Annotated in this window: 27 protein-coding genes; 23 read left to right on the plus strand and 4 right to left on the minus strand. The window is 35.4% G+C overall.

The window, feature by feature from the left end:
- The first annotated feature begins 103 nt into the window (after positions 1–103).
- A complete protein-coding gene (locus JDW14_04465) occupies positions 104–754 on the plus strand; it encodes a hypothetical protein (protein ID QQD66354.1) in 651 nt (216 codons plus the stop codon).
- A gap of 101 nt (positions 755–855) precedes the next feature.
- Here JDW14_04465 and JDW14_04470 read toward each other — a convergent pair whose 3' ends face one another.
- Positions 856–1,020 carry a hypothetical protein gene (locus tag JDW14_04470; protein QQD66355.1) on the minus strand — a complete coding sequence of 55 codons (165 nt, stop codon included), beginning with the start codon at positions 1,018–1,020 and terminating at the stop codon, positions 856–858.
- A 245-nt stretch (positions 1,021–1,265) separates the two neighbouring features.
- On the opposite strand from JDW14_04470, the gene JDW14_04475 reads away from it, so the two are divergent.
- The 3 genes from JDW14_04475 to JDW14_04485 are packed head-to-tail and all read left to right on the plus strand — an operon-like array spanning position 1,266 to position 3,821.
- A complete protein-coding gene (locus JDW14_04475; protein ID QQD66356.1) occupies positions 1,266–2,225 on the plus strand; it encodes an ATP-binding cassette domain-containing protein in 960 nt (319 codons plus the stop codon).
- Between the two features lie 4 nt (positions 2,226–2,229).
- A complete protein-coding gene (locus JDW14_04480; GenBank protein QQD66357.1) occupies positions 2,230–3,015 on the plus strand; it encodes a hypothetical protein in 786 nt (261 codons plus the stop codon).
- Between the two features lie 2 nt (positions 3,016–3,017).
- Positions 3,018–3,821, plus strand: coding sequence for an ABC-2 family transporter protein (locus tag JDW14_04485; GenBank protein QQD66358.1), 804 nt, complete (start codon positions 3,018–3,020; stop codon positions 3,819–3,821).
- Between the two features lie 123 nt (positions 3,822–3,944).
- On the opposite strand, the gene JDW14_04490 is transcribed toward JDW14_04485, so the two are convergent.
- The gene (locus tag JDW14_04490; GenBank protein ID QQD66501.1) at positions 3,945–4,916 is read right to left on the minus strand and encodes a helix-turn-helix domain-containing protein; all 972 of its coding nucleotides are present in this window, start codon (positions 4,914–4,916) and stop codon (positions 3,945–3,947) included.
- 108 nt (positions 4,917–5,024) lie between these two features.
- Between JDW14_04490 and rhaB the strand changes: the two genes are divergently transcribed.
- From rhaB to JDW14_04530, 8 genes are all read left to right on the plus strand, one after another.
- Positions 5,025–6,479, plus strand: coding sequence for a rhamnulokinase (gene rhaB / locus JDW14_04495; protein ID QQD66359.1), 1,455 nt, complete (start codon positions 5,025–5,027; stop codon positions 6,477–6,479).
- Positions 6,480–6,900: 421 nt separating this feature from the next.
- Entirely contained in the window at positions 6,901–8,163 is a 1,263-nt protein-coding gene (locus JDW14_04500) for an L-rhamnose isomerase (protein ID QQD66360.1), read from the plus strand.
- Positions 8,164–8,228: 65 nt separating this feature from the next.
- On the plus strand, positions 8,229–9,047 hold the full coding sequence (gene rhaD / locus JDW14_04505) for a rhamnulose-1-phosphate aldolase (GenBank protein ID QQD66361.1): 819 nt from the start codon (positions 8,229–8,231) through the stop codon (positions 9,045–9,047).
- A gap of 80 nt (positions 9,048–9,127) precedes the next feature.
- Positions 9,128–9,883 (plus strand): isoprenyl transferase, encoded by a 756-nt coding sequence (locus JDW14_04510; GenBank protein ID QQD66362.1) that lies wholly within the window; start codon positions 9,128–9,130, stop codon positions 9,881–9,883.
- Positions 9,884–9,907: 24 nt separating this feature from the next.
- Positions 9,908–10,705: a phosphatidate cytidylyltransferase gene (locus tag JDW14_04515; GenBank protein ID QQD66363.1), complete on the plus strand. Its 798-nt coding sequence runs from the start codon at positions 9,908–9,910 to the stop codon at positions 10,703–10,705.
- 546 nt (positions 10,706–11,251) lie between these two features.
- Positions 11,252–12,310 carry a galactose ABC transporter substrate-binding protein gene (locus tag JDW14_04520; protein QQD66364.1) on the plus strand — a complete coding sequence of 353 codons (1,059 nt, stop codon included), beginning with the start codon at positions 11,252–11,254 and terminating at the stop codon, positions 12,308–12,310.
- Positions 12,311–12,426: 116 nt separating this feature from the next.
- A complete protein-coding gene (locus JDW14_04525; GenBank protein ID QQD66365.1) occupies positions 12,427–13,938 on the plus strand; it encodes a sugar ABC transporter ATP-binding protein in 1,512 nt (503 codons plus the stop codon).
- A gap of 11 nt (positions 13,939–13,949) precedes the next feature.
- Complete coding sequence (locus JDW14_04530) at positions 13,950–14,969, plus strand: beta-methylgalactoside transporter (protein QQD66366.1); 1,020 nt, start codon at positions 13,950–13,952, stop codon at positions 14,967–14,969.
- Positions 14,970–15,087: 118 nt separating this feature from the next.
- On the opposite strand, the gene JDW14_04535 is transcribed toward JDW14_04530, so the two are convergent.
- Positions 15,088–15,897, minus strand: a complete 810-nt coding sequence (locus tag JDW14_04535) for an HAD family phosphatase (protein QQD66367.1) — start codon at positions 15,895–15,897, stop codon at positions 15,088–15,090.
- A 190-nt stretch (positions 15,898–16,087) separates the two neighbouring features.
- Here JDW14_04535 and JDW14_04540 point away from each other — a divergent pair, with 190 nt between their 5' ends.
- Positions 16,088–16,402, plus strand: coding sequence for a metal-sulfur cluster assembly factor (locus JDW14_04540; protein QQD66368.1), 315 nt, complete (start codon positions 16,088–16,090; stop codon positions 16,400–16,402).
- A 59-nt stretch (positions 16,403–16,461) separates the two neighbouring features.
- Here JDW14_04540 and JDW14_04545 read toward each other — a convergent pair whose 3' ends face one another.
- The gene (locus JDW14_04545; protein QQD66369.1) at positions 16,462–17,085 is read right to left on the minus strand and encodes a 1-acyl-sn-glycerol-3-phosphate acyltransferase; all 624 of its coding nucleotides are present in this window, start codon (positions 17,083–17,085) and stop codon (positions 16,462–16,464) included.
- 77 nt (positions 17,086–17,162) lie between these two features.
- Between JDW14_04545 and JDW14_04550 the strand changes: the two genes are divergently transcribed.
- The 10 genes from JDW14_04550 (at position 17,163) to infB (ending at position 25,798) form a co-directional block, all read left to right on the plus strand.
- Positions 17,163–17,936 carry a glutaminyl-peptide cyclotransferase gene (locus tag JDW14_04550; GenBank protein ID QQD66370.1) on the plus strand — a complete coding sequence of 258 codons (774 nt, stop codon included), beginning with the start codon at positions 17,163–17,165 and terminating at the stop codon, positions 17,934–17,936.
- An 84-nt stretch (positions 17,937–18,020) separates the two neighbouring features.
- Positions 18,021–19,166: a tRNA guanosine(34) transglycosylase Tgt gene (tgt, locus tag JDW14_04555; GenBank protein QQD66371.1), complete on the plus strand. Its 1,146-nt coding sequence runs from the start codon at positions 18,021–18,023 to the stop codon at positions 19,164–19,166.
- Between the two features lie 67 nt (positions 19,167–19,233).
- Entirely contained in the window at positions 19,234–19,575 is a 342-nt protein-coding gene (yajC, locus tag JDW14_04560) for a preprotein translocase subunit YajC (GenBank protein QQD66372.1), read from the plus strand.
- A 419-nt stretch (positions 19,576–19,994) separates the two neighbouring features.
- Positions 19,995–20,732, plus strand: a complete 738-nt coding sequence (locus JDW14_04565; GenBank protein QQD66373.1) for a helix-turn-helix domain-containing protein — start codon at positions 19,995–19,997, stop codon at positions 20,730–20,732.
- Positions 20,733–20,812: 80 nt separating this feature from the next.
- The gene (locus JDW14_04570) at positions 20,813–21,013 is read left to right on the plus strand and encodes a hypothetical protein (protein QQD66374.1); all 201 of its coding nucleotides are present in this window, start codon (positions 20,813–20,815) and stop codon (positions 21,011–21,013) included.
- Between the two features lie 149 nt (positions 21,014–21,162).
- Entirely contained in the window at positions 21,163–21,636 is a 474-nt protein-coding gene (gene rimP / locus JDW14_04575) for a ribosome maturation factor RimP (protein ID QQD66375.1), read from the plus strand.
- 24 nt (positions 21,637–21,660) lie between these two features.
- Positions 21,661–22,842: a transcription termination/antitermination protein NusA gene (gene nusA, locus JDW14_04580; protein QQD66376.1), complete on the plus strand. Its 1,182-nt coding sequence runs from the start codon at positions 21,661–21,663 to the stop codon at positions 22,840–22,842.
- Between the two features lie 4 nt (positions 22,843–22,846).
- Positions 22,847–23,143, plus strand: a complete 297-nt coding sequence (locus tag JDW14_04585; protein QQD66377.1) for a YlxR family protein — start codon at positions 22,847–22,849, stop codon at positions 23,141–23,143.
- The gene (locus tag JDW14_04590) at positions 23,143–23,439 is read left to right on the plus strand and encodes a ribosomal L7Ae/L30e/S12e/Gadd45 family protein (protein QQD66378.1); all 297 of its coding nucleotides are present in this window, start codon (positions 23,143–23,145) and stop codon (positions 23,437–23,439) included. Before JDW14_04585 ends, JDW14_04590 begins: the two co-directional genes overlap by 1 nt.
- A gap of 121 nt (positions 23,440–23,560) precedes the next feature.
- Entirely contained in the window at positions 23,561–25,798 is a 2,238-nt protein-coding gene (gene infB / locus JDW14_04595) for a translation initiation factor IF-2 (protein QQD66379.1), read from the plus strand.
- The last annotated feature ends 156 nt before the right edge of the window (positions 25,799–25,954 follow it).

The following is a 25,954-nucleotide window of genomic DNA, read 5'->3' on the forward strand; positions in this document are numbered from 1 at the left end:
AACGCATCAAGGGAACTTTTGAAGTGGATGTCATTTCAGCTCATTGGAGCCGGAATAAAAATAGGCGAACGAGAGTGATCAAAAAAAGATAGGAGTTTTAATTATGTCAACAGAAGAAACAAAACATCAACACGGTGAACATTGTCATTGTGGACACGACCACGGACACCATTGTCACCACGACCACAGTGAACATTGCTGTGGAGGGCATGACCATGGACATCATCACCACCATGAGCATGGTCATCAGTGTGGTTGTGGACATCACCACCATGAAGGACATCATCATCATGGTTTAACAATTGACTTTGACGGTGAAGTAAATGTTTCAGCTGATTTCTTGTGGAATATTATTGTGAATGAAACTGAAAAATGGTTTAGTGAGTTAGAGTGGACTGATTTCCGTGCAGGTGGAACGCTCGAATATCGAAGTGATGATGCAATGGCAGATTATATGATTTTAGATGTTGAAGCACCTGAATTAGTTGCTTTTACGTGGGACAATAGTACAATAGCAATTGAATTAATCGCAAGAGAAGAAAATGTGACGACATTGCGTTTCACTAATTGGATTGAAGCGATTGATGAGTCGACAGCTCACTATTTAACACGTTGGATGTTGGCACTCCAAAATTTAGCTGCCTATGCTCAAGGTGAGCCTGTAGAAGAAGATATGTTAAATGCGTATGAAGAAATATTACCAAAAATGCGTGAAATGCTTGAGATGCACCAAACAGATGTAGAGTTTGAGTAAGAGTGTCATTCTCAATGTAAATTAATCTCTAGGGGTAATACTTTTAACTGTATCATTCGTCAACTTATTGATTGCCTCGTATAGTCGATTAACAACATCGTTTAACGAGTTAAAACATTCATTTTTATATCCCATAGTTCGTATTTGTTCCAGATATGTTCTATGGGATTCCTTTCGGATGTATAGGGTGGTATGCGTGTAATACCAATGTTTTCAGGAATAACAAGGATTTTTGATTTGTGCCAAGTCGCACCATCGTAAACCAAAAAATGACTATTTTTCTATAGGAACTGGTCAAAGGTTGTAAATTCTAACAAATCGATGGATAAGATTGTTGATAAATCAGTATCTTTAATTCCAGTTGTTAAAATTTATGGACATTCTGCTTAGTTCCATGATTATTGTTTCCTGAATATGGAGCCTATACTTTGTCGAATTTTAGAAGTTTTCATTTACTTAATAAGACGTTTAGTATCAATGAATTAAAGGATAGATGATTGGAGGGGAAATATTGTTAATTGAGTTAAATAATGTAAATAAGAGCTATATAGATACTGAGAATCAATTAAAAAAATCTGTATTAAAGAGAATCTTCTCGAGGAAAATGAAAAAATTAATTATTGATGATTTATCATTCAATGTAAATTCAGGTGAAATAGTAGGGTATATTGGGGAAAATGGTGCGGGGAAATCCACTACAATCAAAATGATTTTAGGTATTATGCCTCCGGACTCAGGTTCTATTATGGTTTTTAATAAATTCCCTTTCATAAGTCGAAAAAAGAATGCCTTAAATATTGGAGTATTATTCGGTCAAAAATCACATCTTTGGTGGGATTTACCTCTAATTGATTCGTTTTATTTTTTGCAAAAAATTTATAAAAAGTATACTCAAGAAGATAAAGAATGGTTAAATTGGTTAATTGAAGAACTAGAAGTGAAAGAATTTGTTGAACAGCCAGTGAGAGAATTGTCTTTAGGACAGAGAATGAGAGCAGAATTTATATGTTCTATTTTACATTCTCCGAAGTTAGTCGTATTGGATGAGCCTACTATTGGTTTGGATGTGAAAACTAAACAAAAATTAATGGAAATTATTTTAAAAGTCAATCAAGCTAAAGGCACAACATTTTTAATTACAAGTCATGATTTTCAAGAAATTGAAAAAGTATGTAATCGAATTATTCTTTTAAGTGAAGGAAAAAATGTATTTGATGGAACTGTGTCGGAGTATAAAAATCGATATAGTTTCTATCGAAAGGTTACGATTGAGACAGTAGAAAAGTTTGAATATAGTTTAAGCGAACTCAAATTATTAACAGAAAATATTTCATCAAAAGAATATTATTTTGATGAAAGGGTTATTTCAGAAGAACAGGTAAGAAAATTAGTAGAGAAAATGTTTGGAGATAAGAAATTTGTTTTTGCGCCACTAACTTTCTCTGAAATTGTCATTATTACGAGGAGATAGAAGCATGAATCAAATTTGTACGTATGCTTATTACCAATTTAAAGTTAATATTCGGTACAAGATGAATAATATCTTTAGTATTATGAGTACTTTTGTAGCGATACTGGTACAATTTTATGTATGGAAATATGTTGAACAAGTTGAACATATAGACACAAATATTATTTCTATTTATACTTTATTCGCTTTAACCTTTTCAATATTGTTACCGATATTTTCCTCTGCTGATTTTATATCTAGTAAAATTTTAAAGGGAGATATTGCAATACTTTTACAAAGACCTCAAAGTCTATTATTTATGAATTTTGGTATTCAATGTGGTCATGTGCTGTATCGATTTTGTTATCGTGTTTTACCAATTTGGTTATTATATTTTGTATTTTTTTATAAAAGCATTTATTATTGGGATAATCCTCAATTTTCAATATTAATCATTTTATCATCACTGTTCAGTTGGATATTAAGCTTTATTTTAGGATACATTGTAGGTCTCCTTTCTATACAATTAATCAGTATTAGTGGTTTGAAAAGTTTAGTATCTGGATTACTATTACTATTTGGTGGCGGATTACTGCCAATTGATTTATATCCTGTATTCTTACAAAAAATCGTTTTATTCACACCATTTGCCTCCATCAATTATTATCCTGTAGCTATGCTTAGTGGAATTGCTACTTTTAATGCTATTACTGCAATAAAAATCCAATTATTTTGGCTGGCGTTTTTTTCTATCGTTTTAATTATAGTACATAAAAGCATTTATCAAAAAATTGAAATAATGGGAGGATGACTATGATTAAAGAAATTTGTTTTCATATTTCGCTATATAAATCGTTTGTGAGGATGGATATTAACAGAATAAAACTGTATCCGGTGGATTTTCTTTTAGGTAATTTAGGATTTTTTGTTGATACGATTTCTAATTTGTTTGTACTATATATTATTATGAATACGACAAATCTATTAGGGGAATTTAATGGGTATCAGATGCTGTTATTTTATAGTTTTATTATGTTATCTAATTCAATCTGGGAAATCTTTTTTGTAACAGTTTTGGAAATTCCTTATATGATTCATACCGGAGAGTTAGATATTTTCCTTTTAAGACCGCTAAACATATTATATCAATTTGTTATTTTTCAATTAGATGAAGAGTCGGTCTTCGAAGCGATTTTTTCTTTTGGATTATTAGTATTTTCACTCATTCAAATGAATGAAATAATCAATGCGATTTTTCTACTAAAATTAGTAATTTATTTAATTTCTGCAATTTTAGTAAAATACGCTATTTACTTGTTTTTGAGTAGTCTTTCTTTCTGGTGGCTTTCCAACGACGGTTTGAAAAGTATTATATGGGAAATTTCGCAATTAGCTAATTACCCTTTGTCAATATATCCAGCCTTTATTCGTAATTTATTAGTAATCATACCTTTTGGATTTATTGGTTATTTTCCTGTAAGAGATTTATTATTCAATGATAGGCTGATTAACACCTCATTTTTTATCAATAGTTTAGTAGGTATTGTATCTTTTGTACTAGTATATAAAACAATTTGGACTTTAGGATTAAAAAAATATAAGAGTGCAGGTGGATAAAAAGCTTTTTAGTGAATGGATATTGTGGAGTAAGGTCGTTTCATATAATTACAGTTATTGACACTTATTGAAATTATTCCAAAATAGACTGTTTAATTTAGATTATTAGATAATGTTCACAATTCAACTCGTATCTTGTGTTCTGTCAAACGCAGGCGAGTGACCAAAGTAGTCGTTGTAATTTTTATAAAAATAGGTTCGGTTGGAGTAACCGACTTGTTGCGCAATCTCATTAATTGGCAATTTTGTCGATTGAATGAGTAATTGCGCTTTTTTTAATTTCTTCTCATTAAGAAGTTCTGTAAATGTTTTGCCACTCTTATCTTTTATCAAATTACTCAAATAGTTTTTATTAAAATTAAGTATGCGAGCAGCGTCATTTAAGGTTAACTGAGCATATTGACGGTCAATTAAGTCCAATGCCTTATAAAACGGTTCATGTGTAGCCTGTTCAAATTGGTCGCTCGTTAATTCAGGTAAGTGACGAGCAATTTCATACAAGAGAATCGGAATATAATGTGAAATAATTGACTCTGAGAAATCAGACGGCAAGAAATATTCCGTCAGCAATTGCTCCATGATACGTTGAATTTGATTATCTTCATTTGCTCTGATTAAGGCAAAACGTTGTCTTTTTGACGATGACTGGTGCAGTAATGCTTGGTACAATAGACTGTTTTTACTTTTTAAATCCCCTAACCATTCTAAAGATAAGTGATTATTATGAAAGAGTAGATTACATAAAATATCCTGTTCGCCGAGTGGTTGTATGGAATGCGTACTTCCTGTATCCATTAAGAGTAAATCGCCAGCTGACAAAGTAATCGGTTCGCCATTAATAATTTGTTGGCATTCACCTTGAACCATGTAATTAAATTCTAAAAATTGATGTGAATGCTCTGGGTATGCAGCGTAACGGCTATGTTTACTAATAAAGACATCTTTATTTTGAAAGAATAAGGCATCTTGTAAAATCGGTACATGTCCAGTAGGAACATCTGAAATACCAGGTATATCCGGAATAAAGCGATTCAGACGTCTTTGTTCAATTTCATGTTGTGTGTTTTGTAATAAATAGTTTGTAATTGTGTTCATCATTCACCTGTATATTTGATACTTTTATACTGTTTAACTGATATTGTAACACAAATCAATTTGCGATTAAATAGATATATAGAAAGCTAGAACAAGGAGGGAATCACATTGTCTTATCATGTAGCAGTAGATATTGGTGCATCGAGTGGTCGTTTAATTTTAGCGAATTACAATGAGAGTATTGAGTTTACCGAAGTGCATCGTTTTAAAAATGGATTTAGTTATCGAGACGGAAAAGAACGTTGGGATATTCAGCATTTATGCCAAGAAGTGTTGAATGGTCTGAGAAAAGTTAAGGAATTGGGCATTGATAGCTGTACAGTTGGGATTGATACATGGGCAGTTGATTATGTGTTATTAGATGAAGACGGAGCCTTATTAGCCAATCCAGTTGCGTATCGTGATAGCCGTACACAAGGTGCGATTGAGTCTTATACTGAGTCAGTAAGTGCAAAAACTATTTATGAAAAAACTGGCATCCAATTTTTAGAATTTAATACATTGTATCAACTTTATCGTGAAGAGCCAGCATTATTAAGTCAAGCTGACCGTTTGTTATTTATACCGGACTATATCGCTTATTTTCTTACAGGAAAAGCAGTAGGTGAAGTAAGTAATGTTTCAAGTTCGCAATTTTTAAATTTACGTAGTCGTGATTATGACCATGAATTATTAGTGGCAGCCAATGTTCCTGTAACGATTTTACCAACTCTAGTGGAGAGTGGGACAGTGGTAGGGCCTTTGAAACAGTCCTTGAGCGAACAAGCGATTTATCCAGATTGTACAGTGATTGCTGTCGCAACGCATGATACGGCTAGTGCTGTGGTCGGAGTTCCTGCAACGGAAAATAGTAAAAATTGGGCATACTTGAGTTCAGGCACTTGGTCTTTAATCGGTATTGAAACGACTACACCGATAAATAGTGAGGCAGCACGTTTAGCTAATTACACGAATGAGTGGGGAGCATACGGCACCTATCGTTTCTTGAAAAATATTACTGGTATGTGGAGTATTCAAGAAATTGCTCGCATGACGCAATATGAATTGACTTATGCTGAAATGGCAGAAGCTGCGTCAACGGTTGCACCATTTCAACAATTTATTAATCTGAATGATGACCGGTTTACGAATCCAGACAATATGATTGAAGCGATTCGCTCATATTGTCGTGAGACTAATCAAGTTGTTCCCCAAACAATTGGTGAACTGGTAATGGCAGTGTATTCCAATCTTGCCTTGTCTTATGTCTATGAAATCAAACGGATTGAAACATTGTCTGATCAAACTATTGATACCTTACATATTGTTGGGGGCGGCTCAAATGTAGCCTTATTAAATCAATTGACTGCTGATTTGTTAAATCGCAAAGTCATAGCAGGGCCTGGCGAAGGAACAGCATATGGAAATATACTTGTTCAAATGATACAACAAGGACATTTTGAAGATGTACAAGCAGCACGAGAGTTTTTAAGTGCAAAAATTGAAGTAGTAGAATATTTACCACAAACACAATATGATGCGACAATTTTAGAACAATTTACAAAAGAAATGGAAAAAATATAGTGTGACAAGGAACGCTTTGAAATGAATCACTGGAGAAAGTCACCGATATGCGAGAATCGCATAAAGGGGACTTTTGAAGTGGATGTCATTTCAGTTCCTTGGAGCCGGAAAAATATAGTGTGAGAGAGGGCGTTTTGCCTCGAAACACTGGAGCAAAATACCGACGTGCATGAAATGCACAGAGGGATTTTTTGAAGTGGACGTCGAGGCAGCCCAAATGAACCGGAATAGAATAGTGTGACAAGGAACGCTTTGAAATGAATCACTGGAGAAAGTCACCGATATGCGAGAATCGCATAAAGGGGACTTTTGAAGTGGACGTCGAGGCAGCCCGAACGAACCGAAATAGAATAGTGCGACAAGGAACACTTTGAAATGAATGGCAACTCAATACAAACGAATCAAAAAAGGAGCAGAAAAAATGGCAACAAAAGAACAAATTGTACAAGCGTATGAATTAGCAAAAGCACGTTATGCTGAATTAGGTGTGGACACAGAAGAAGTATTGAAACGTCTAGCGAATGTAAAAGTATCAATGCATTGCTGGCAAGGTGATGATGTGAAAGGATTTCAATTTCCAGACCAAGAATTAACTGGAGGAATTTCAGTTAGTGGAAATTATCCAGGTGCTGCTCGTACGCCAAAAGAATTACGTGATGATTTAGATAAAGCTTTTAGCTTAATTCCAGGTAAACATAAATTAAATTTACACGCAATCTATACTGATACAGATGAAAAAATTGATTCTGACCAAATCGAACCAAAACATTATCAACCATGGGTTGATTGGGCAAAGAAAAATGGATTAGGACTTGATTTTAATCCAACCCTATTCTCTCATCCAAAATCAGCAGTCACAACACTAAGCTCTGCTGATGATGAGATTCGTGATTTTTGGATTGAACATACACGTCGTAGTCGTCGTATTTCAGAGTATTTTGGTAAAGAAACAGGTATTTTATCTGTCAATAATATTTGGTTACCTGACGGCTCAAAAGATAATCCAATTGACCGAGTGGCACCACGTCAACGTTTATTAGCAGCATTAGATGCAGCGCGAAATGAAGAGATTAATCCACAATATTCAGTTGATGCCGTAGAAGGTAAAGTATTTGGTATGGGAGCAGAATCGTTTACTGTTGGAACGCATGAATTTTACTTAGCGTATGCCTTAACACGTGGTTTATTATGGACGATTGATTCTGGGCATTTCCACCCAACAGAAGACCCGGCAGATAAAATGGCAGCTGTTAAACCATTTAATCAAGGCTTATATTTACACGTTAGCCGTCCTGTGCGTTGGGATTCAGACCATGTTGTTATTATGGATGATGTATTGCAACGCATTACTGAAACGATTGTTAATAATGATTTGTTGGAAACAACGCACATTGGTTTAGATTTCTTTGATGCGACAATCAACCGTGTTGCTGCTTGGGTAATTGGAACACGCAATACGATTAAAGCAGTTTTATTAGCATTATTAGCACCACTTGATACATTAAAAGAAGTCGAGTTAGCTGGTGATTTTACAAAACGTCTAGCATTAACAGAAGAATTAAAATCATTGCCATTTGCGGCTGTATGGGATTATTATTGCTTACAAAACAATGTACCAGTCGGTACTGATTGGATTGCTGAAGTCGAGCAGTATGAAAAAGATGTGTTGAGCAAACGTTCGTAAGAAATGTGTTATAATATGTTATAACATAGGAATAGTTAAGTAGAACTAAAATAAGGAGAAGTCAAATGAAAAATATTTTAGATGCAAAATTTGTTCGTGAAATGATGGATACAACTGCCAACTTGTATCGTTTAGGTTGGGACGAACGTAATGGTGGTAATATTAGTTACTTATTAGATGAGAGTGAAGTAGCTGAGTATTTGGATATTAACCACGTTGAACGTGTCATTCCAATTGATTTTGAGGGAGATGCGTTAGCAGGACGTTACTTTATCGTTACAGGTTCAGGTAAATATTTTAAAAATGTTGAAAAAGACCCAGAAGATAGTTTAGGTGTAATTCGTATCGGTAAAGACGGCAAATCAGTAGAATTACTATGGGGCTTTGTCAATGGTGGTCGTCCAACTTCAGAACTACCGTCACATTTAATGAGTCATATTGCACGTTTATCGGTTGACCCAGAAAATCGTATTGTAATGCACTGCCATGCTAGTCATTTATTAGCAATGACCTTTACGCATTCTTTAGACGAGCGTGAATTTACACGTACTTTATGGCAAATGTGTACTGAATGTTTAGTGGTATTTCCAGAGGGTGTAGGGATTATCCCATGGTTAGTACCTGGTACAAATGAAATTGGCGAGGCAACAGCTGCTAAATTCAAAGAAAATCGTTTAGTGTTATGGCCACATCATGGAATTTATGGTGCAGGACGTGATATGGACGAAACATTTGGTTTAATTGAAACAGCTGAAAAAGCAGGGCAAGTCTTTACTTATGTGCGTGCACAAGGAGAAATTTTACAAACGATTACGGACGAGCAATTACAACAATTGGCTGATGCTTTTGGTGTGACTGCACGAGAGGGCTATTTAAATATTTAATGACAAGATGAAGTGGGGCATGATTGCCCCATTTTTGCTTATACAGGTAGGTGTTCATTTTTGGTAATATATTTGTTATAATGAGAAAAAATAGTAAAAACGAGGAAATGAATATGGCACAAGATAAAATCGCCATTCCCCACCATATTGGAATCATTATGGACGGTAATGGTCGTTGGGCTAAAAAAAGATTATTGCCACGAATTGCAGGACATAAACGTGGTGTCGAAACAATCAAACAAATAACAAAGCATGCCAGTCAACTAGGTGTCAAAATTATAACACTTTATGCTTTTTCGACTGAAAATTGGGGCAGACCTGAGGAAGAAGTAAAATTTTTAATGAGATTACCGAAAGAGTTCTTTAATGCTTTTTTACCGGAACTAATTGAAAATAATTGTCGTGTTGAATGTATTGGTGATATTTCAAAATTACCAGAAGAAACGCAAAATATTTTGCAACAAGCAATTCAAAAAAGTCAGCATTGTACAGGGCTAATTCTAAATTTTGCGATTAATTATGGTGGGCAACAAGAAATTGTTGATGCTGTTCGCAATCTTGTTCAAGATGTACAGTCGGGGCAGTTGGAGATTACAGATATTGATGTATCGCAAATTGCAAATCGTTTAACGACTGCTCGCTATGGAGAGTTTGCTAATCCAGATTTGATTATACGAACAAGTGGCGAACAACGATTGAGTAACTTCTTATTATGGCAATCAGCGTATAGTGAATTATATTTTACGGACGTGTTGTGGCCAGATTTTTCGACAGAAGATTTTGACAAAGCTCTGTTAGCGTATAGTAAACGTCAAAGACGTTTTGGTAAGTTGTAAGAAAATGTTAGAAAGGGTGGTAATTTGAGAGTTCGAACATTGAGTGCTGTCATCGGATTAGCAATTTTTATACCATTTATTTTATTAGGCAATCAATACTTTGCTTTTGCGATTTTTGTACTTGCAGTAGTTGGATTGTTTGAAATCGCTAGGATGAAACATATTCCATATTTTAATTTAATCGGAGTAGTTGCGACATTAGCATTGACATTGATTGTATTGCCACCATATTATACATTGAGTTGGATTACGCTCACTAATTCGCAGTTTTTATTCTATTTATGTGGTATGGCACTATTAATTATGATGGTATATCGCTATAAAAATTTGAATTTTGAGAATGTTTCCTTATTGATGTTTGGAGCACTTTATGTTGGTTTTGGTTTTCGATTCATCATTGTGATTCGTGATATGGGATTAGGGACATTGATGTATTTATTCTTTGTCATTTGGGCGACAGATATTGGTGCCTATTTGGTGGGGCGATTTTTTGGTAAACGACCTTTAGCACCTGAAGTCAGTCCTAATAAAACGGTAGAGGGGTCTCTAGGTGGCGTCATCATTGCGATGTTAGTAGGGATTTTATTTTCACGCATTGTGAATCCTAACTTAGGTTTAGTTGAACATGTATGGTTGTTGAGTGCGATTTTATCGATTGTCGGTCAATTCGGAGATTTAGTTGAATCTTCGTTAAAACGTCATTTTGGTGTTAAAGATTCTGGAAACTTTTTACCAGGACATGGTGGAGTGTTAGATCGATTCGATAGTTTGATTTTCGCAAGTTTCATGTTTATGATATGGCTCAATTTATTTAGAAGATAAGTCGGTGGACTTGTCTTTTTTTCGTTAAATGGGGACTGGGCAATAGAAGGTAGAAATTGTGAATAAAAGATATAGAGAAGGTATTACTCTCTATCTATTGTTAATAATGATAGTCTATTTTTGAACTATTACTGGTTGAGGTGATTTGATTATAATGTTTTAAAGAAGGTTTTAGCAATTAATGAGATATAAAAAAGTATTTATGTTTATAAACATGTATTGTCTTGAAAGATAATGGCGTCTATAAATTGCTTTGTTCTATTAATTATTAGAATAGAACAAAAATTAGTGCTTACCTATAGATTATCTAAACCAATTTCATAAAAAAATTTAATGAAAAAATTTTTCAACGAAGTGAAAAATTTGCTTGTATTTTTTTAACAGTCGTTGTATAATGCTGTTAAAGGGCTTTCATAATATGTTTTTAATGGCTAGTGGATATTATTCTGCAAATCACTACTCACTGAGAAACTTTAAAGCCATAGTGATTAAGCGCTTAATCGATTGTTGTTGTCGCATTGGAGAGAAGAGAAGGAGTTTAGTTAGATGAAAAAAATTATTTTATCATTTTTAGCTTTGATGCTAGTGTTAGTATCATATGTACCAACTCAAGTAAGAGCTGAAGGCAAAACCTATGAAATTGGTGTTGCTATTTATCAATACAACGATAATTTCATGACATTATTCCGTAATGAATTAGCGTCATACTTTGAAGAATTAGGTAAAAAAGATGGCAATACATACAATTTAGAATTCCAAGACGGTAAAAATGACCAAGCTACTCAAACTGAGCAATTAAATAACTTTATTGCACAAGGTAAAGATTTATTAATCGCTAACTTAGTAGACCCAACTGGTGCAGACCAAATCATCTTGAGTGCACAAAGTGCAAATATTCCAGTAGTATTAATCAACCGTGAACCAGCATCTTCAACATTAGAATTATGGCCTGGTAAAACAGCTTATGTTGGGGTTGATGCTCGTCAATCAGGAGTTTACCAAGGTGAAATTATTGCAGGTTTAGAAAATCATGGTGATGTTAACGGCGACGGCGTTGTTAAATATATCATGATTCAAGGTGACGCTGGTAACGTTGATGCAGAACAACGTACTAAATACTCAGTTGAAACTTTAGATAAAACAATCAAAACAGAAATTCTTGGTGAAGCACAACGTGGTAACTGGGATCAAGCAAAAGGACAAGAAATTGCAGCGAACGCTTTAAGCCAATATGGTGATGACTTAGAAGTTATCTTCTCCAACAATGACGGTATGGCATTAGGTGCTGTTCAAGCAATCAATGGTGCTGGTCGTGAAATTAACAAAGATATCTACGTTGTAGGTGTTGACGCATTACCAGAAGTTGTAGAATTAATCGGTAAAGGTCAATTCACAGGTACAGTATTAAATGACCACTTCAACCAATCACATACAGCTGCTGAAGTAGCTATCAAATTATTAAATGGTGAAGAAGTTTCTCCATACTTCTGGCATGATTATGTTAAAGCAACTAAACCAGAAGATGCTCAGTTAAAACGTTTAGACTATCGTGAAGAAACGATTGAACAATATCAAACACGTATTAAAGAAGCATATGGTGAATAATTTTAAATAAGTGACTGAGGGCTTCTGATCAAGCATTTGAGCAGAAGCCCATTTTTAATCAAGGTGATATGTAAATCATCATGAGTGAAAATGACGCAAAAAAGGATGTGATAAACGTGGAAAAACAAGTGTTGCTAGAAATGAAAGACATTGAAAAAGTTTTCCCAGGTGTTAAAGCGTTAGATAAAGCACAATTAACAGTAAAAGCCGGTACAGTTCATGCTTTAATGGGTGAAAATGGGGCAGGTAAATCTACTTTAATGAAGTGCTTATATGGAATTTATTTTCGTGATAATGGTTCAGTGGTACTAGAGGGAAAAGAAGTAAATTTCACAAATTCTAAAGAAGCATTGGACCATGGTGTTGCAATGATTCATCAAGAATTACAACCTATTCCGGAGATGACAATTGCTGAAAACATGTTTTTAGGAAATTATCCGAAAAAAGGCTTATTGGTTGACCATGAGAAAATGGAAGAAGAAGCTAAGAAGTTTTTAGATATTATTGGATTAAATGTTTCACCAAAAATGAAATTAGGTGAGTTGACGATTTCGCAACAACAATCCGTAGAAATTGCGAAAGCCGTTTCTCATCGGGCAAAAATATTAATCATGGATGAGCCTACTTCATCATTAACGGCTGCTGAAGTTGAAAATTTATTTAAAGTTATTGATGCGTTAAGAGAAACAGGAATGGGAATTATTTATATATCACATAAGATGGATGAAATTTTACGTATCTCTAATGAAATAACGATTATGCGTGACGGTCAATATGTTGGAACTTTTGACTCTCAGGAAATTACCATTAATGAAATTATTAAGCACATGGTAGGACGTGAATTGGTTAACCAATTTCCTATTAAAGATTTTGGGCCAGGTGAAAATAATATTTTAGAAGTGAAAAACTATACATCGCCTAATCCACTTTCGTTTAAAGATTGTTCATTTGAATTGAAAGAAGGAGAAATTCTTGGTGTTGCCGGTTTAGTAGGGGCACAACGTTCAGAATTAATGGAAGCTATCTTTGGTTTAAGAGAAAGCTTACCAGGTGCTGAAATCATTCACCGTGGTAAAACGATTCATATTAATGACCCTAAAGAAGCGATTAAAAATGGTTTTGCTTTAGTGACAGAAGATAGACGTGGTTCAGGAATTTTTGGTGTGCTATCTGTCAGTGATAATACGATTACGGCATCTTTAAATAATTATCGTTCAAAACTTGGTTTATTAAGTGAAAAACATATCGCTGAAGTTGTAATGGACGGTATTAAGAGTATGCGTACGAAAACGCCAAGTCCAGAAACTGCTATTCAAAACTTATCTGGTGGTAATCAACAAAAAGTTATTTTAGCCCGTTGGTTAGCGACTAATCCAGATATTTTGATTTTAGATGAGCCGACACGTGGTATTGACGTGGGTGCCAAATATGAGATTTATGAAATTATTAATCGACTTGCCAAACAAGGAAAATCAATTATCGTTATTTCATCAGAAATGAGTGAAATTCTCGGGTTGTCTGACCGTATCATGGTAATGTGTGAAGGAAAAATTTCTGGTTTCTTAGATGCTAAAGAAGCGACACAAGAAAAAGTAATGGACTTAGCAACTAAGTTCATGCAAAGTTAGGAGTGTTACAGATGAGTGAAAAAATAAATGGAATAATTAAGCCTAAACGCAGTTTTAAAGAACAAGTTATTGAAAATGCCTTAATTGTAGTTATCATTTTAATGGTGATTTATACAGCGTTTAGTGCTAAAAACTTTATTAGTTTTAACAATTTAAAAAATATTTTAGCCAATGTATCTGTACGTTTTATTATTGCATTGGGGATTTCAGGGCCACTGATTATTCGTGGTACCGACTTATCTGCAGGGCGTATCGTTGGGATTACTTCCGTAGTGACAGCTATCTTCTTACAAAGATCAGATGCACCGGGGGTTATGTATCCAAATATTGCAGGTTCTCCGATTATTGTAGCATTATTAGCGGCTTTAGCTGTGGGTCTTTTATTTGGTGCGATTAATGGTTTGATTATTTCACGTTTAAATGTACCACCATTTATTGCGACATTGGGTACACAAATTGCTATTTACGGTTTGAATATGATGCTTTCACAAAATGCTCCAATTGGTTCATTAAATCAAACGTTTACTCGTTTTGGAGCACAGGGTGTTAAAATTGGTGGACTTCAAATACCATATCTTTCATTTGTGGCAATTGTTGCCGGTATTGTAATGTATATTTTATATCGTTATACAGTTTATGGTAAACAAATGTATGCGATTGGTGGTAATGAGGTTGCGGCTGAAGTATCTGGGGTTAACACTGGAAAATCTAAATTAATGATTTACTGTTTAGCAGGTACGCTGTATGCAGTCGCTGGTTTCTTATTAACTGCAAAAACTGGTTCTTCAGCTGTAACAGCTGGTACTGGGTATGAGTTAGAAGCCATTGCTGCCGCTACAATCGGTGGGGTTTCAACTGCCGGTGGGGTTGGTCGTGTACCAGGTATTTTAATTGGGGTTTTAGTCTTTGAATTATTAAAAACATGTTTACAATTCTTGGGAATTACACCAGAGATGACAAACGTGTTCCAAGGTATTGTTATTGTGGCAGCTGTATCATTAGATATTCGTAAAACAATGCGTAAAAAATAATAACAATTATAATGGACTTTCCTTTTTGCCAAAGGGTAGAAAGGGAGTTCATTTTTTGATGTATCTACTAAACAGCAAACCCCTACTGGAGTATCAAATCAGTAGGGGTTTTTAAAAATTATAAATTAAAATAGTGTGTTAAGTAATCAGCTAATCCGTCTTCATCATTAGTATAGCGAGTTACATCATTGGCAACAGCTTTGACTTCTTCGGTCGCATTTTTCATGGCAACACCTAAGCCTGCAAATTGAATCATTTCAATGTCATTATTTTCATCGCCGAATGCTAAAATATTATCGACTGGAATACGGTAAAATTCAGCAATGCGTTGTACACCATAGGCTTTATTGATTTGTTTATTGACTACTTCTAAACAAGGTAGGATACCACCCCATGTTCTTACATAAACTTCGTCACCGTAGTGCTTAGTAATATTTTGTTCAATTTTTGACATTTTCTCTTCGGATGAAAAGATTGTAATTGCCGTTGGGTCATAGGTTAATGATTCACGATTCAGTCGATCTACCATTGCCAAGTCAACAGGATAAAAGGGGCTATCCGGTAAATTCATTGAAGTGGTAAATAAACGGTCACGTCCCTCAGCACAAAGTAAGTCAATTTCAAGTGCATCTTGGTTGGCAATCAAGTCAAAAGCAATTTCTTTGCTTAAAGGCATATGATAACTCGGAATGAATTTTTCTTTACCTGGGAAATGGCAAAGAGCACCATTAAAGTTAACGATTGGTGCTGCGATACCAATTTCATTATAGATGTTTTCACTATTGCGAAATGGACGTCCTGTCACAATACAGACAAGATGACCTTGCTCGCTAACAGCTCTTAATGCTTGAATGGTAGCAGGTGATAGCTGAGATTGGTCATTCAATGTTGTACCATCTAAATCAATTGCAATTAAATGTTGTTTCATAAGAACCCCCGAGTAAGAATGATTTATTTTTCGTGATAGCCGTCAAGATGTTGATAAAATTATATAATGGACTATCGTGTTAAGAAGAATCTTATCTTGGCTATTATATCTAAAATTACTTTAACTTGCAAAAAATTTGAGAAATAGTAAACTAGAAGTTAGTGATTAAGGAATAGATGAGGTGAACAGTTTGTCTGAATGGCAGGAAAATGAAGAAATAGTTGCTGCACTGGAAACGGTTATTGACCCAGAATTAGGGATTGATTTGGTGAATTTAGGATTGATATATCATGTAACCATTGATGATGAAGGTGTATGTTTAGTTGAAATGACATTAACTACTATGGGTTGCCCATTAGCCGATATTATTGTGGCTGATGTCAAGCAAGCCTTAATGAAACTTGATTTTATACAAGAAGTGAATGTGGAATTTGTATGGTATCCAGCATGGGGGCCAGAACGAATGTCACGTTATGCAAAAATATCATTGGGTATGCCATTTTAATGTGAAAAGGCAAAAAGGGGAGTTGATGACAGCATCTCTTCCCCTTTTAGTTATGAATATTATTTTTTCTTAGGAATATATTGATAGCTTGGGTCAATTTGGGCGTCTAATTGTTCAAATTGAGTAGCGATTTGTTGGTCAATCTCTGCTAAAACAGTTTTATCGTATTTAATATCTGGATTGTACATAATTGGTGTACCGAATGCGATTTTAGCTTTTTTTCGTGTAATAAATTGCCAAAAACCAATAGGTGGTTGAATCGCTACTGGAACAATCGGTGCTTGACTTAATTTTTGGATAAATGCAGTTCCCCCTTTAATTTCAGTCGTATGACGAGAGCCAGAGGGGAAAATACCGAGTGTGGTTCCGTCTTGTAACACTTTGACTGCATGTTTAATTGAAGTAGCAGACGGTTTGTCACGATTGACTGGAAATACTTTGCCGGCTGTTAAGAGTTTTGCCAAAAATTTATGTTTAAAGAGCGAACTTTTCGCCATAAAGGCAACTTCTCTAGGGTAGACTATTTCGGCAATGAAAAATGGGTCGGTCTGTGAACGATGTGTTCCAGCGATAATGACTGGTTGATTACTTGGGATATTTTCAAGCCCTGTTACAATGGGACGACCATTGAATAGACGAAAGATAATTTTAATTAAATGAACAGCAAATTGATAAAATGACAATGTGTTGACCTACTTTCTTTAAAATATGCACCAATATTTTACCAATTTTAATAACAAATGTATAGGTGGATGAAAAAATGAAACAATGGAAACAAATGATTGCTCTTTTTGGGAGTATCATCGGATTAATTAGTAGCTCACTTTCAGTCTTTGCTATAGGTGAGGCGATTCTTGTTGAGAGATTACCGAGTGACGAATCAGCGTTTGTACAAGGATTTGAATTATTAGATGACGGCACTTTATTAATTTCGACAGGTTTATATGGACAATCTCGCATTCAAACTTTGTCACCTAAAAATGGTAAGGTTAAAATTCAAGCAAAATTAGATAGTGATTTATTTGGTGAGGGTATCACGAGTACCGATACGGCGATTTGGCAATTAACTTGGAAAGAGGGGGTTGCCTTTAAGCGTGACAAAAAGAATTTATCGCATTTCACTCCATATTATTTTGACGGAGAGGGTTGGGGTTTAGCTTATGATTCGAATGAAAAAGTACTATGGCATTCGGACGGTACTAGTCATTTGATGAAACGTAGTGCAGATAATTTTGAATTATTAGATACGATTACAGTCAAAGACGGTTTTTTAGAGTTGGGTAATATCAATGAATTGGAATTTGCGAATGATGCGATTTATGCGAATATTTGGCATACAAATACTATTGTAAAAATTGATACGCAGACCGGTGAAGTGGTTAAAAAATGGGATTTAACGAGTTTAGTGCAAACATTGAAGTTTGAAGAAGAAAATGTTAATCGAGTGTTAAATGGTATTGCCCATATCGAAGACAATCTCTTTTATGTGACTGGAAAACTTTATCCAGAGATTTGGAAAGTGAATTTACAGTAGGGAGCTAAAGGCAATTAGTTCCATTGTGTTTGTAATGAAAACTTGTTAAAATGATAATTAAGAAAATGAAAAGAGGCGAAAAGTTTGAGTGAACCAGTTATTCGATACGAATTAATTAAAGAAGAAAAATATACAGGAGCTCGTCTTGGTAAGTTGCATACTCCACATGGCACATTTGATACGCCAATGTATATGCCAGTAGGAACATTAGCAACGGTTAAAGGATTATCTCCAGAAGAATTAAAAGATATGGGTGCCCAAATTGTTTTGAGTAATACCTATCATTTATGGTTGCGTCCTGGAGAAGATTTAGTAGCTGAAGCAGGTGGCTTGCATAAATTTATGAATTGGAATCGTGGTATTTTAACGGATTCAGGTGGTTTCCAAGTATTTTCATTGAGTGACATTCGTCGCATTGAAGAAGAGGGAGTGTATTTTAGAAATCACATCAATGGTGAGAAATTATTTTTATCTCCTGAAAAAGCGATTCATATCGAAAACCAATTAGGTGCTGATATTATGATGAGTTTTGATGAGTGTCCACCATTCGACCAAACGCATGATTACGTTGAAAAATCAATTGCTCGTACGACACGTTGGGCTGAAAGAGGATTAAAAGCACATGCTCGTCCACATGACCAGGCTTTATTTGGTATTTTACAAGGTGCTGGGTATAAAGATTTACGTTTGGCACATGCTCGTGACATGATTAGTTTGGATTTCCCAGGATATTCTATTGGAGGATTATCCGTTGGCGAAACCAAAGAAGAGATGAATACTGTATTGGATTACTTAACACCAATCATGCCTAAAAATAAACCACGTTACTTAATGGGAGTTGGTTCACCTGATTCATTGATTGACGGTGCGATTCGTGGTGTGGATATGTTTGACTGCGTATTAGCAACTCGTATTGCTCGTAATGGGACAACGATGACGAGTACTGGTCGTTTAGTGGTAAAAAATGCTGCTTATGCACGTGACTTTAGACCATTAGATGAGCATTGCGACTGCTATACTTGTCGTAATTATTCTCGTGCTTACTTACGTCATTTATTTAAAGCTGATGAAATGTTTGGATTGAGATTAGCATCAATTCATAATGTTCATTTCTTGCTCAACTTAATGAAACAAGTGCGTGAAAATATTAAAAATGATACTTTATTAGAATTTCGTCAAGATTTCTTTGAACGCTATGGCTATAATAAAGAAAATGCACGTGCATTTTAGTCAATCTATTGATATAATGGAGAAGTCAGAAATTTAACTCATTGGAGTTAGAAAAGGAGAGGGTATAATGGAAGCATTAATCGGAACATTTTTACCATTTTTATTAATTATGGGTGTGATGTGGTTCTTAATGATTCGTCCACAACAGAAGCAAGCAAAAGCACGTCAAGCGATGATTGACGGAATGCATCCAGGAAATCACGTAGTGACAATCGGTGGTTTACATGGTGTACTAGAAGAAGTTAATCGTGCTACACAAACGGTTGTTATCGATTGCGAGGGTGTTTACTTAACATTTAATTTATCTGCTATCAGTACGGTTAAAGAAGCAACATCAACACCTGAAGTTGAGGAAGTTGCAGATGTTGAAGAAATGCCAGTTGATTCAGATGTAGTTGCTGAAAGCTAATTGTTAATCAAATAGATTATTTTTGAAACTGAGTAGGTTTTTGGGCTACTCAGTTTTTTTGGCGTGGTATTTTTAAAAATGCTAAACGCCATTGCGCTCCAGCAATCAATAATTGCTCGCTAAGTAAAGCATTAAGGCTTATAATAAAGGTGAGAGTAACCACTGGAAACCATAGTGCGAGTGAGGGCGTTCAACCTCGAACCACTAGAGAAAGTCAGCGGCGTGCGCAAAGCGCATAGAGAGGACTTTTGAAGTGGATGTCGAGGTTGTCCGAGCGAGCCAGAATAACCATAGTGCGAGCGAGGCTGCTCTGGCTTGAACCACTGGAGCAAAATTCCGTTGTGTGTAAAGCGCACAGAGGGATTTTGTGAAGTGGACGTCAAGCCAAGCCGAGCGAGCCAGAATAGGAGGCAACAGTCATGAAACCAATAGGCGAATTAATTAAAGCATTACGTCAACGTGATTTAATGTCACAAAAACAATTAGCACATAGATTACATGTGACCCGACAAGCAGTTTCTAATTGGGAAAATAACAAAGCGCAACCAGATGTGGAGCTATTAACGGAATTAGCGCGCATTTTTAATATTACATTGGATGAATTAGTGAATGGATTTTGTGATATTAATACGCAGAAGAGTCCATCTAGCGATTGTCATGTCAAATCACTGGTTGAATTACCGACGACAGAGGTTTCAATGAATCAAACTTTCAATCGCTCAAAAAATAATCCCTTATTATCAGCAAAAGAAAAGTTGGTTTTGATGACTACCCCTCTGATAATAGCAGTTATTCATTGTGTTTTGGCTGTACTTGGTTTCAATCCTTTCATAGGTGTGATGATTGCGCCAGTTTTTTCAGTTATTGTAATGCTATTTATGACATTTAGTTTTGAAAATAGTATCAAAACAAATGATTTCTCACTGATTGCTGGCTTCAAATCAGATGCTTATCAGGATATTGAAAGCTATGTAAGACAATTACGTTCACTGCTACTCTTAGTAGGTGTTTGGACACTGTTAATTAATATATTATATTTTCTTCTTTATACAATTGATTCCGCTAATCAAATGCAAGTAAGCACCATTATTTTGTTGGTTTATATAGTAGGAATAGGTAGTTTTACAGCAATTGTAAGCTTTAAATATAAAAAGTAATGTCGGAGTTTGCTGACAGCATTTAGAGTCTTGAATTGAAAAAATATCCCATAGAAGAATAAGTACTTCATGAGTATCCATTGAGTCGTGATTTAATTTGGAATTATATTGATATTGGTGATATGGATACTGGCTATGAAATCTTTTTTAAAGGGCTTGGATTTACGATGCTATTATTTATTGGGGTGGCATTAATCTCGATTGTTACCAATAAGGTTATGAGCAGAATTATCAATTATTTGTTGCATCTATTTCACCGCATAAAGGAAATCGTCGTTTGATAAGATGTTGAAATCATACGGGTAATTTGAAATATTTGCTATCAAGGCTCTGTTATGGTAAACTGTAAGAGTAAAGGTAGTAAGTCGCAAAGGAGTGAACGGAAACGTTCGCTCCTTTGTTACGAATAGAAGTATAAATGAGGTGAAATATGAGTGCAATTATTGAAAAAGTAACGCCAATCGTGACGCCGATTGTTGAGTCACTTGGCTGTGAGTTAGTGGATATGGAATATGTGAAAGAGGGTAAAAATTGGTATTTACGAATTTATGCCGATAAACCAGGACGTATTGATATTGATGACTGTGCAGCAATCAGTGAAAAATTAAGCGAAGCCTTAGATGCGATTCAACCTGACCCATTTCCAGAGGCATACTTTTTAGAAGTGTCATCTCCAGGTGCTGAAAGACCATTAAAAACACCGGAAGCTATCGCACAAGCGATTGGGGAATATGTTCATTTTGATTACTATGTACCCCAACATGGTGAAAAGCAACATGAGGGGTTCTTGTTGGAAATAACTGATGAGACGTATGAATTACAAGTTCGCATTAAAACCGTAACCAAACAATTAAGTATTGATAAAAAAGCAGTCGCAAAAGCACGATTAGCTATTCAATTTTAGTTAACTGAGAGGAATTTTTGAAACATGAGTAAAGAATTAGTAAAAGCAATGCAAGTGCTAGAAGAAGAAAAAGGCATTTCGAGAGAGATTATCAAAGAAGCACTTGAGTCTGCATTAGTATTAGCATATAAAAAGAATTATGACCAAGCTCAAAACGTAGAAGTGGAGTTTGATGAGAAAAAAGGAACAATTAAAGTATTCTCTGTAAAAGAAGTTGTCGAAACAAATTATGATAGTACTTTAGAGATTAGTTTAGAAGAGGCATTAAAAATTCATCATGCCTACGAAATCGGTGATAAAATTCGTTTTGAAGTAACACCAAAAGATTTTGGACGTATTGCGACTCAGACAGCTAAACATGTGATTATGCAACGTATTCGTGAGGCAGAACGTGAGATTGTTTATAATGAATATAGCCAATACTTAGATGAAATTTTAACAGGTACAGTTGAGCGTCAAGATTACCGTTATGTATATGTAAACTTAGGTCGTTCAGAAGCGGTAATGCCAAATACGGAACAAATTCCAGGTGAGCAATTTACAATGGAAGAACGTATCAAAGTATATGTATCTAAAGTTGATAAAACAACAAAAGGGCCACAAGTCATTGTTAGCCGTGCACATGAAGGATTTTTACGTCGTTTATTTGAACAAGAAGTACCTGAAATTTATGACGGTATCGTTGAGATTATGAGTATTGCTCGTGAGGCTGGTGACCGTTCTAAAATTGCTGTTCGTTCACGTGATAAAAATATTGACCCAGTTGGTACATGTGTTGGACAACGTGGACAACGTGTTCAATCAATTGTCAATGAATTACATGGCGAAAATATGGATATTATCGAGTGGGATGAAGACCCAACGATTTTAATTAAAAATGCGATGAGCCCAGCAGATGTTGAGCAAGTGATTTTTGACGGAGAAGGTGCATCATGTATCGTTGTTGTTCCTGACCATCAATTATCATTAGCGATTGGTAAAAAAGGACAGAATGCACGTTTAGCAGCTAGATTAACAAAACATAAAATTGATATTAAATCAGTATCTGCTTATGCCGAGTATTTAGCAGAACAAGCAGCTAATGCTGAGTTATTAGCTCAACAAACTGATGAAAGCGAAGAAACAGATACTGTTAATGAAGAAGTTGTACCAACATCGGTTGAATTAGAAGAAACAGTAATCGAAGAAGAAAATATGGAAGGTTAACCACATGAAACAACAACCAAAACGTAAAATACCATTGAGAAAATGTATTGTTTCCGGCGAAATGTTTCCCAAAAAAGAACTGGTAAGGGTTGTTAAAACAAAAGAAGGAGAAGTATCAATTGATCCAACTGGCCGCCAAAATGGTCGTGGAGCATATATTGGACTAGAACCTGAATTAGCGTTATTAGCGAAGAAGAAGCGAACATTTGATTCTGCATTCGGTATGAAGATTAGCGATGAATTTTATGATGAATTGTATCGCTACATTGACCACCAGAAAGCGCGTAAGGAAATATTATAATGACGCCAGAACAAAAGAAATTAAATTTACTTGGATTAGCATTGCGTGCACGCCAATTAGTAAGTGGCGATGAATTAGTAGAAAAAGCCGTAAAAAATGGCAGTGTCAAACTGGTAATTTGTGCTAAAGATGCCAGTGATGCTACATTAGAGCGTTATACCGGTCTTTGCGAGCGTCAACAAATTCAGTTAAATACTGAATTTACTCGTGAAGAAATAAGTCATGCGATTGGAAAAAGTCGAACGATTTTAGGACTAACCAATCAAGGTATGATTAAGACATTTTTAGGCTACTAAATGTGAGTTAATCCGATGAAACAGTTGAATAAGAAAGAGTAAAGAATGGCGTTTACCGTCGTATTCTTTACTTACTAAAGAGTGAGCCGTTTAAGAATGACGGTACAGGAAGGTGAAATATATGACAGGTATTCGCGTATATGAATTTGCGAAAGAGCATAAATTAAGTAGTAAAGAGATGTTGACAGTGGCTAAAAATAATGGAATTGAATTTAGCAGTCACATGTCAATGATGAATCAAGAACAACAAGCAGCCTTGAACAATATCTTAGCGAAGAAAAATGAACCAGCTGCTAAACCTAAAAAACAAGAAAATAGTGACAAGCCAACTGAGCATCGTCATGAAAAGGCTGAAAAACCAGCTAAGCAAGGGAAAAAACCAAAGCATTTACGAAATGACGAAGATGAAGTGGAAGAAATTGCACCGAAGAAATCAGCGAAATTGGCTAAACACAATAAGCAAGCAAAAAGCTTAGTTGAAGAACATAACGAAAATGGAGATGATCGTGGTCGCCGTGGACGTCGTAATCGTCGCAATCGTGATAAGAAAAATCAACAGCCAGTATCAAAAGGAATTACAGCTCGTAAACATAAAGATTTACCAGAAAAATTAGTTTACACTGAGGGCATGAACATTCAAGATATTGCCAAATTGATTCACCGTGATGCATCTGAAATTATCAAGAAATTATTGATGTTAGGTGTTATGGCGAACCAAAACCAAGCACTTTCAAAAGAAGTTATTGAATTAATCGCAATGGAATATGGTATTGAGCCAGAAGAAAAAATCGTAGTGGATACTTCTGATTTAGAGATTTATTTCCAAAATGAATCAGCAACTGATGAAGAAAAATCAACTCGTCCACCGGTTGTAACGATTATGGGGCACGTTGACCACGGTAAAACGACTTTACTTGACCAATTGCGTAATTCACGTGTTACTGAAGGAGAAGCTGGAGGTATCACGCAACATATCGGTGCTTATCAAGTAGATATCGAAGGTAAAACAATTACATTCTTAGATACACCAGGACATGAGGCATTTACAACAATGCGTGCACGTGGTGCAGATGTAACGGATATTACAATTATTGTAGTAGCAGCCGATGACGGTGTTATGCCACAAACAGTCGAAGCGATTAACCATGCTAAAGCAGCTGATGTACCAATCATCGTTGCAGTTAACAAAATTGATAAACCAGCGGCTAACCCTGACCGTGTAATGCAAGAAATGACAGAACATGGTTTGATTCCAGAAGCATGGGGTGGGGAAACAATTTTCGTTCCGATTTCTGCTAAATTCAATCAAAATATTGAAGAATTATTAGAAATGATTTTATTAGTTGCTGAAGTTCAAGAATTGAAAGCTAATGCGAATCGTCTTGCAATCGGAACGGTTATTGAAGCACGTTTGGATAAAGCGCAAGGTTCTACGGCTACTTTATTAGTTCAAGAGGGAACATTAAACGTTGGTGACCCAATCGTTGTCGGAAATACTTTTGGTAAAGTTCGTACAATGGTTAATGACCAAGGTCGTCGTATTCGTCACGCTGGCCCAGCGACACCAGTTGAGATTACTGGTTTAAATGATGCACCACAAGCAGGTGACTTGTTTGTAGTATTTGCTGATGAAAAATCAGCTCGTGCAGCAGGGGAAGAACGTGCTAAGCGTGCACAAGTTGAATTGCGTGAAAGCAAGAAAAAAGTAACTTTAGATAACTTATTTGAGAGCTTACAAGAGGGTGAGCTAAAATCAGTTAATGTTATCATTAAAGGTGACGTACAAGGTTCTGTTGAAGCATTGAGTGCATCACTTCAAAAAATTGAAGTGGAAGGTGTTCGTGTCAATACGATTCACCAAGCCGTTGGGGCAATTAATGAAAGTGATGTGTCATTAGCAGCTGCATCAGGTGCAATTGTTATCGGATTTAACGTACGACCTACACCACAAGCTCGTGCTCAAGCTGAGCAAGATGAGATTGATATTCGTTTACACCGTATCATCTATAATGTTATCGATGAGATTGAAACAGCGATGAAAGGTATGTTAGACCCTGAGTATGTTGAAGAAATTACTGGTCAAGTTGTGGTTCGTGAAACATATACAGTATCTAAATTAGGTACAATTGCTGGTTCTTATGTATTGGACGGTATGATTCAACGTAATAGTAAAGTTCGTATTATTCGTGATAATATTGTGATTTATGACGGTGAATTAGCGAGCTTGAAACGCTTTAAAGATGATGCTAAAGAAGTAACTAAAGGTTTCGAATGTGGTATCATGATTGAGAACTATAATGATATTAAAGTTGATGATATTATCGAGCCATATCGTATGGTAGAAGTAAAACGTGTTTAAACATAAATAAACATGGTGTGAGTGAGGCTGTTCTGGCTTGAATCACTGGAACAAAAAGCACAGGAGTGCGTTAAGCACTATGAGCATTTTTGCGAAGTAGACGTCATGCCGAACGAACCGGAATGGAACATGGTGTGACAACGAGTGCTTTGAAAT

Source organism: Aerococcaceae bacterium zg-252 (genome assembly GCA_016237705.1).
In the GTDB taxonomy this organism is placed as follows: Bacteria; Bacillota; Bacilli; order Lactobacillales; family Aerococcaceae; genus Globicatella; species Globicatella yangjingiae.

Excerpts from the sequence above, each read along its gene's own strand:
- JDW14_04465 (QQD66354.1), top strand. The coding sequence starts at position 104 with ATGTCAACAGAAGAAACAAAACATCAACACGGTGAACATTGTCATTGT.
- JDW14_04480 (QQD66357.1), top strand. The coding sequence starts at position 2,230 with ATGAATCAAATTTGTACGTATGCTTATTACCAATTTAAAGTTAATATT.
- JDW14_04485 (QQD66358.1), top strand. The coding sequence starts at position 3,018 with ATGATTAAAGAAATTTGTTTTCATATTTCGCTATATAAATCGTTTGTG.
- JDW14_04490 (QQD66501.1), bottom strand. The coding sequence starts at position 4,916 with ATGAACACAATTACAAACTATTTATTACAAAACACACAACATGAAATT.
- JDW14_04500 (QQD66360.1), top strand. The coding sequence starts at position 6,901 with ATGGCAACAAAAGAACAAATTGTACAAGCGTATGAATTAGCAAAAGCA.
- rhaD (QQD66361.1), top strand. The coding sequence starts at position 8,229 with ATGAAAAATATTTTAGATGCAAAATTTGTTCGTGAAATGATGGATACA.
- JDW14_04510 (QQD66362.1), top strand. The coding sequence starts at position 9,128 with ATGAGAAAAAATAGTAAAAACGAGGAAATGAATATGGCACAAGATAAA.
- JDW14_04520 (QQD66364.1), top strand. The coding sequence starts at position 11,252 with ATGAAAAAAATTATTTTATCATTTTTAGCTTTGATGCTAGTGTTAGTA.
- JDW14_04530 (QQD66366.1), top strand. The coding sequence starts at position 13,950 with ATGAGTGAAAAAATAAATGGAATAATTAAGCCTAAACGCAGTTTTAAA.
- JDW14_04535 (QQD66367.1), bottom strand. The coding sequence starts at position 15,897 with ATGAAACAACATTTAATTGCAATTGATTTAGATGGTACAACATTGAAT.
- JDW14_04550 (QQD66370.1), top strand. The coding sequence starts at position 17,163 with ATGAAACAATGGAAACAAATGATTGCTCTTTTTGGGAGTATCATCGGA.
- yajC (QQD66372.1), top strand. The coding sequence starts at position 19,234 with ATGGAAGCATTAATCGGAACATTTTTACCATTTTTATTAATTATGGGT.
- JDW14_04565 (QQD66373.1), top strand. The coding sequence starts at position 19,995 with ATGAAACCAATAGGCGAATTAATTAAAGCATTACGTCAACGTGATTTA.
- rimP (QQD66375.1), top strand. The coding sequence starts at position 21,163 with ATGAGTGCAATTATTGAAAAAGTAACGCCAATCGTGACGCCGATTGTT.
- nusA (QQD66376.1), top strand. The coding sequence starts at position 21,661 with ATGAGTAAAGAATTAGTAAAAGCAATGCAAGTGCTAGAAGAAGAAAAA.
- JDW14_04585 (QQD66377.1), top strand. The coding sequence starts at position 22,847 with ATGAAACAACAACCAAAACGTAAAATACCATTGAGAAAATGTATTGTT.
- JDW14_04590 (QQD66378.1), top strand. The coding sequence starts at position 23,143 with ATGACGCCAGAACAAAAGAAATTAAATTTACTTGGATTAGCATTGCGT.
- infB (QQD66379.1), top strand. The coding sequence starts at position 23,561 with ATGACAGGTATTCGCGTATATGAATTTGCGAAAGAGCATAAATTAAGT.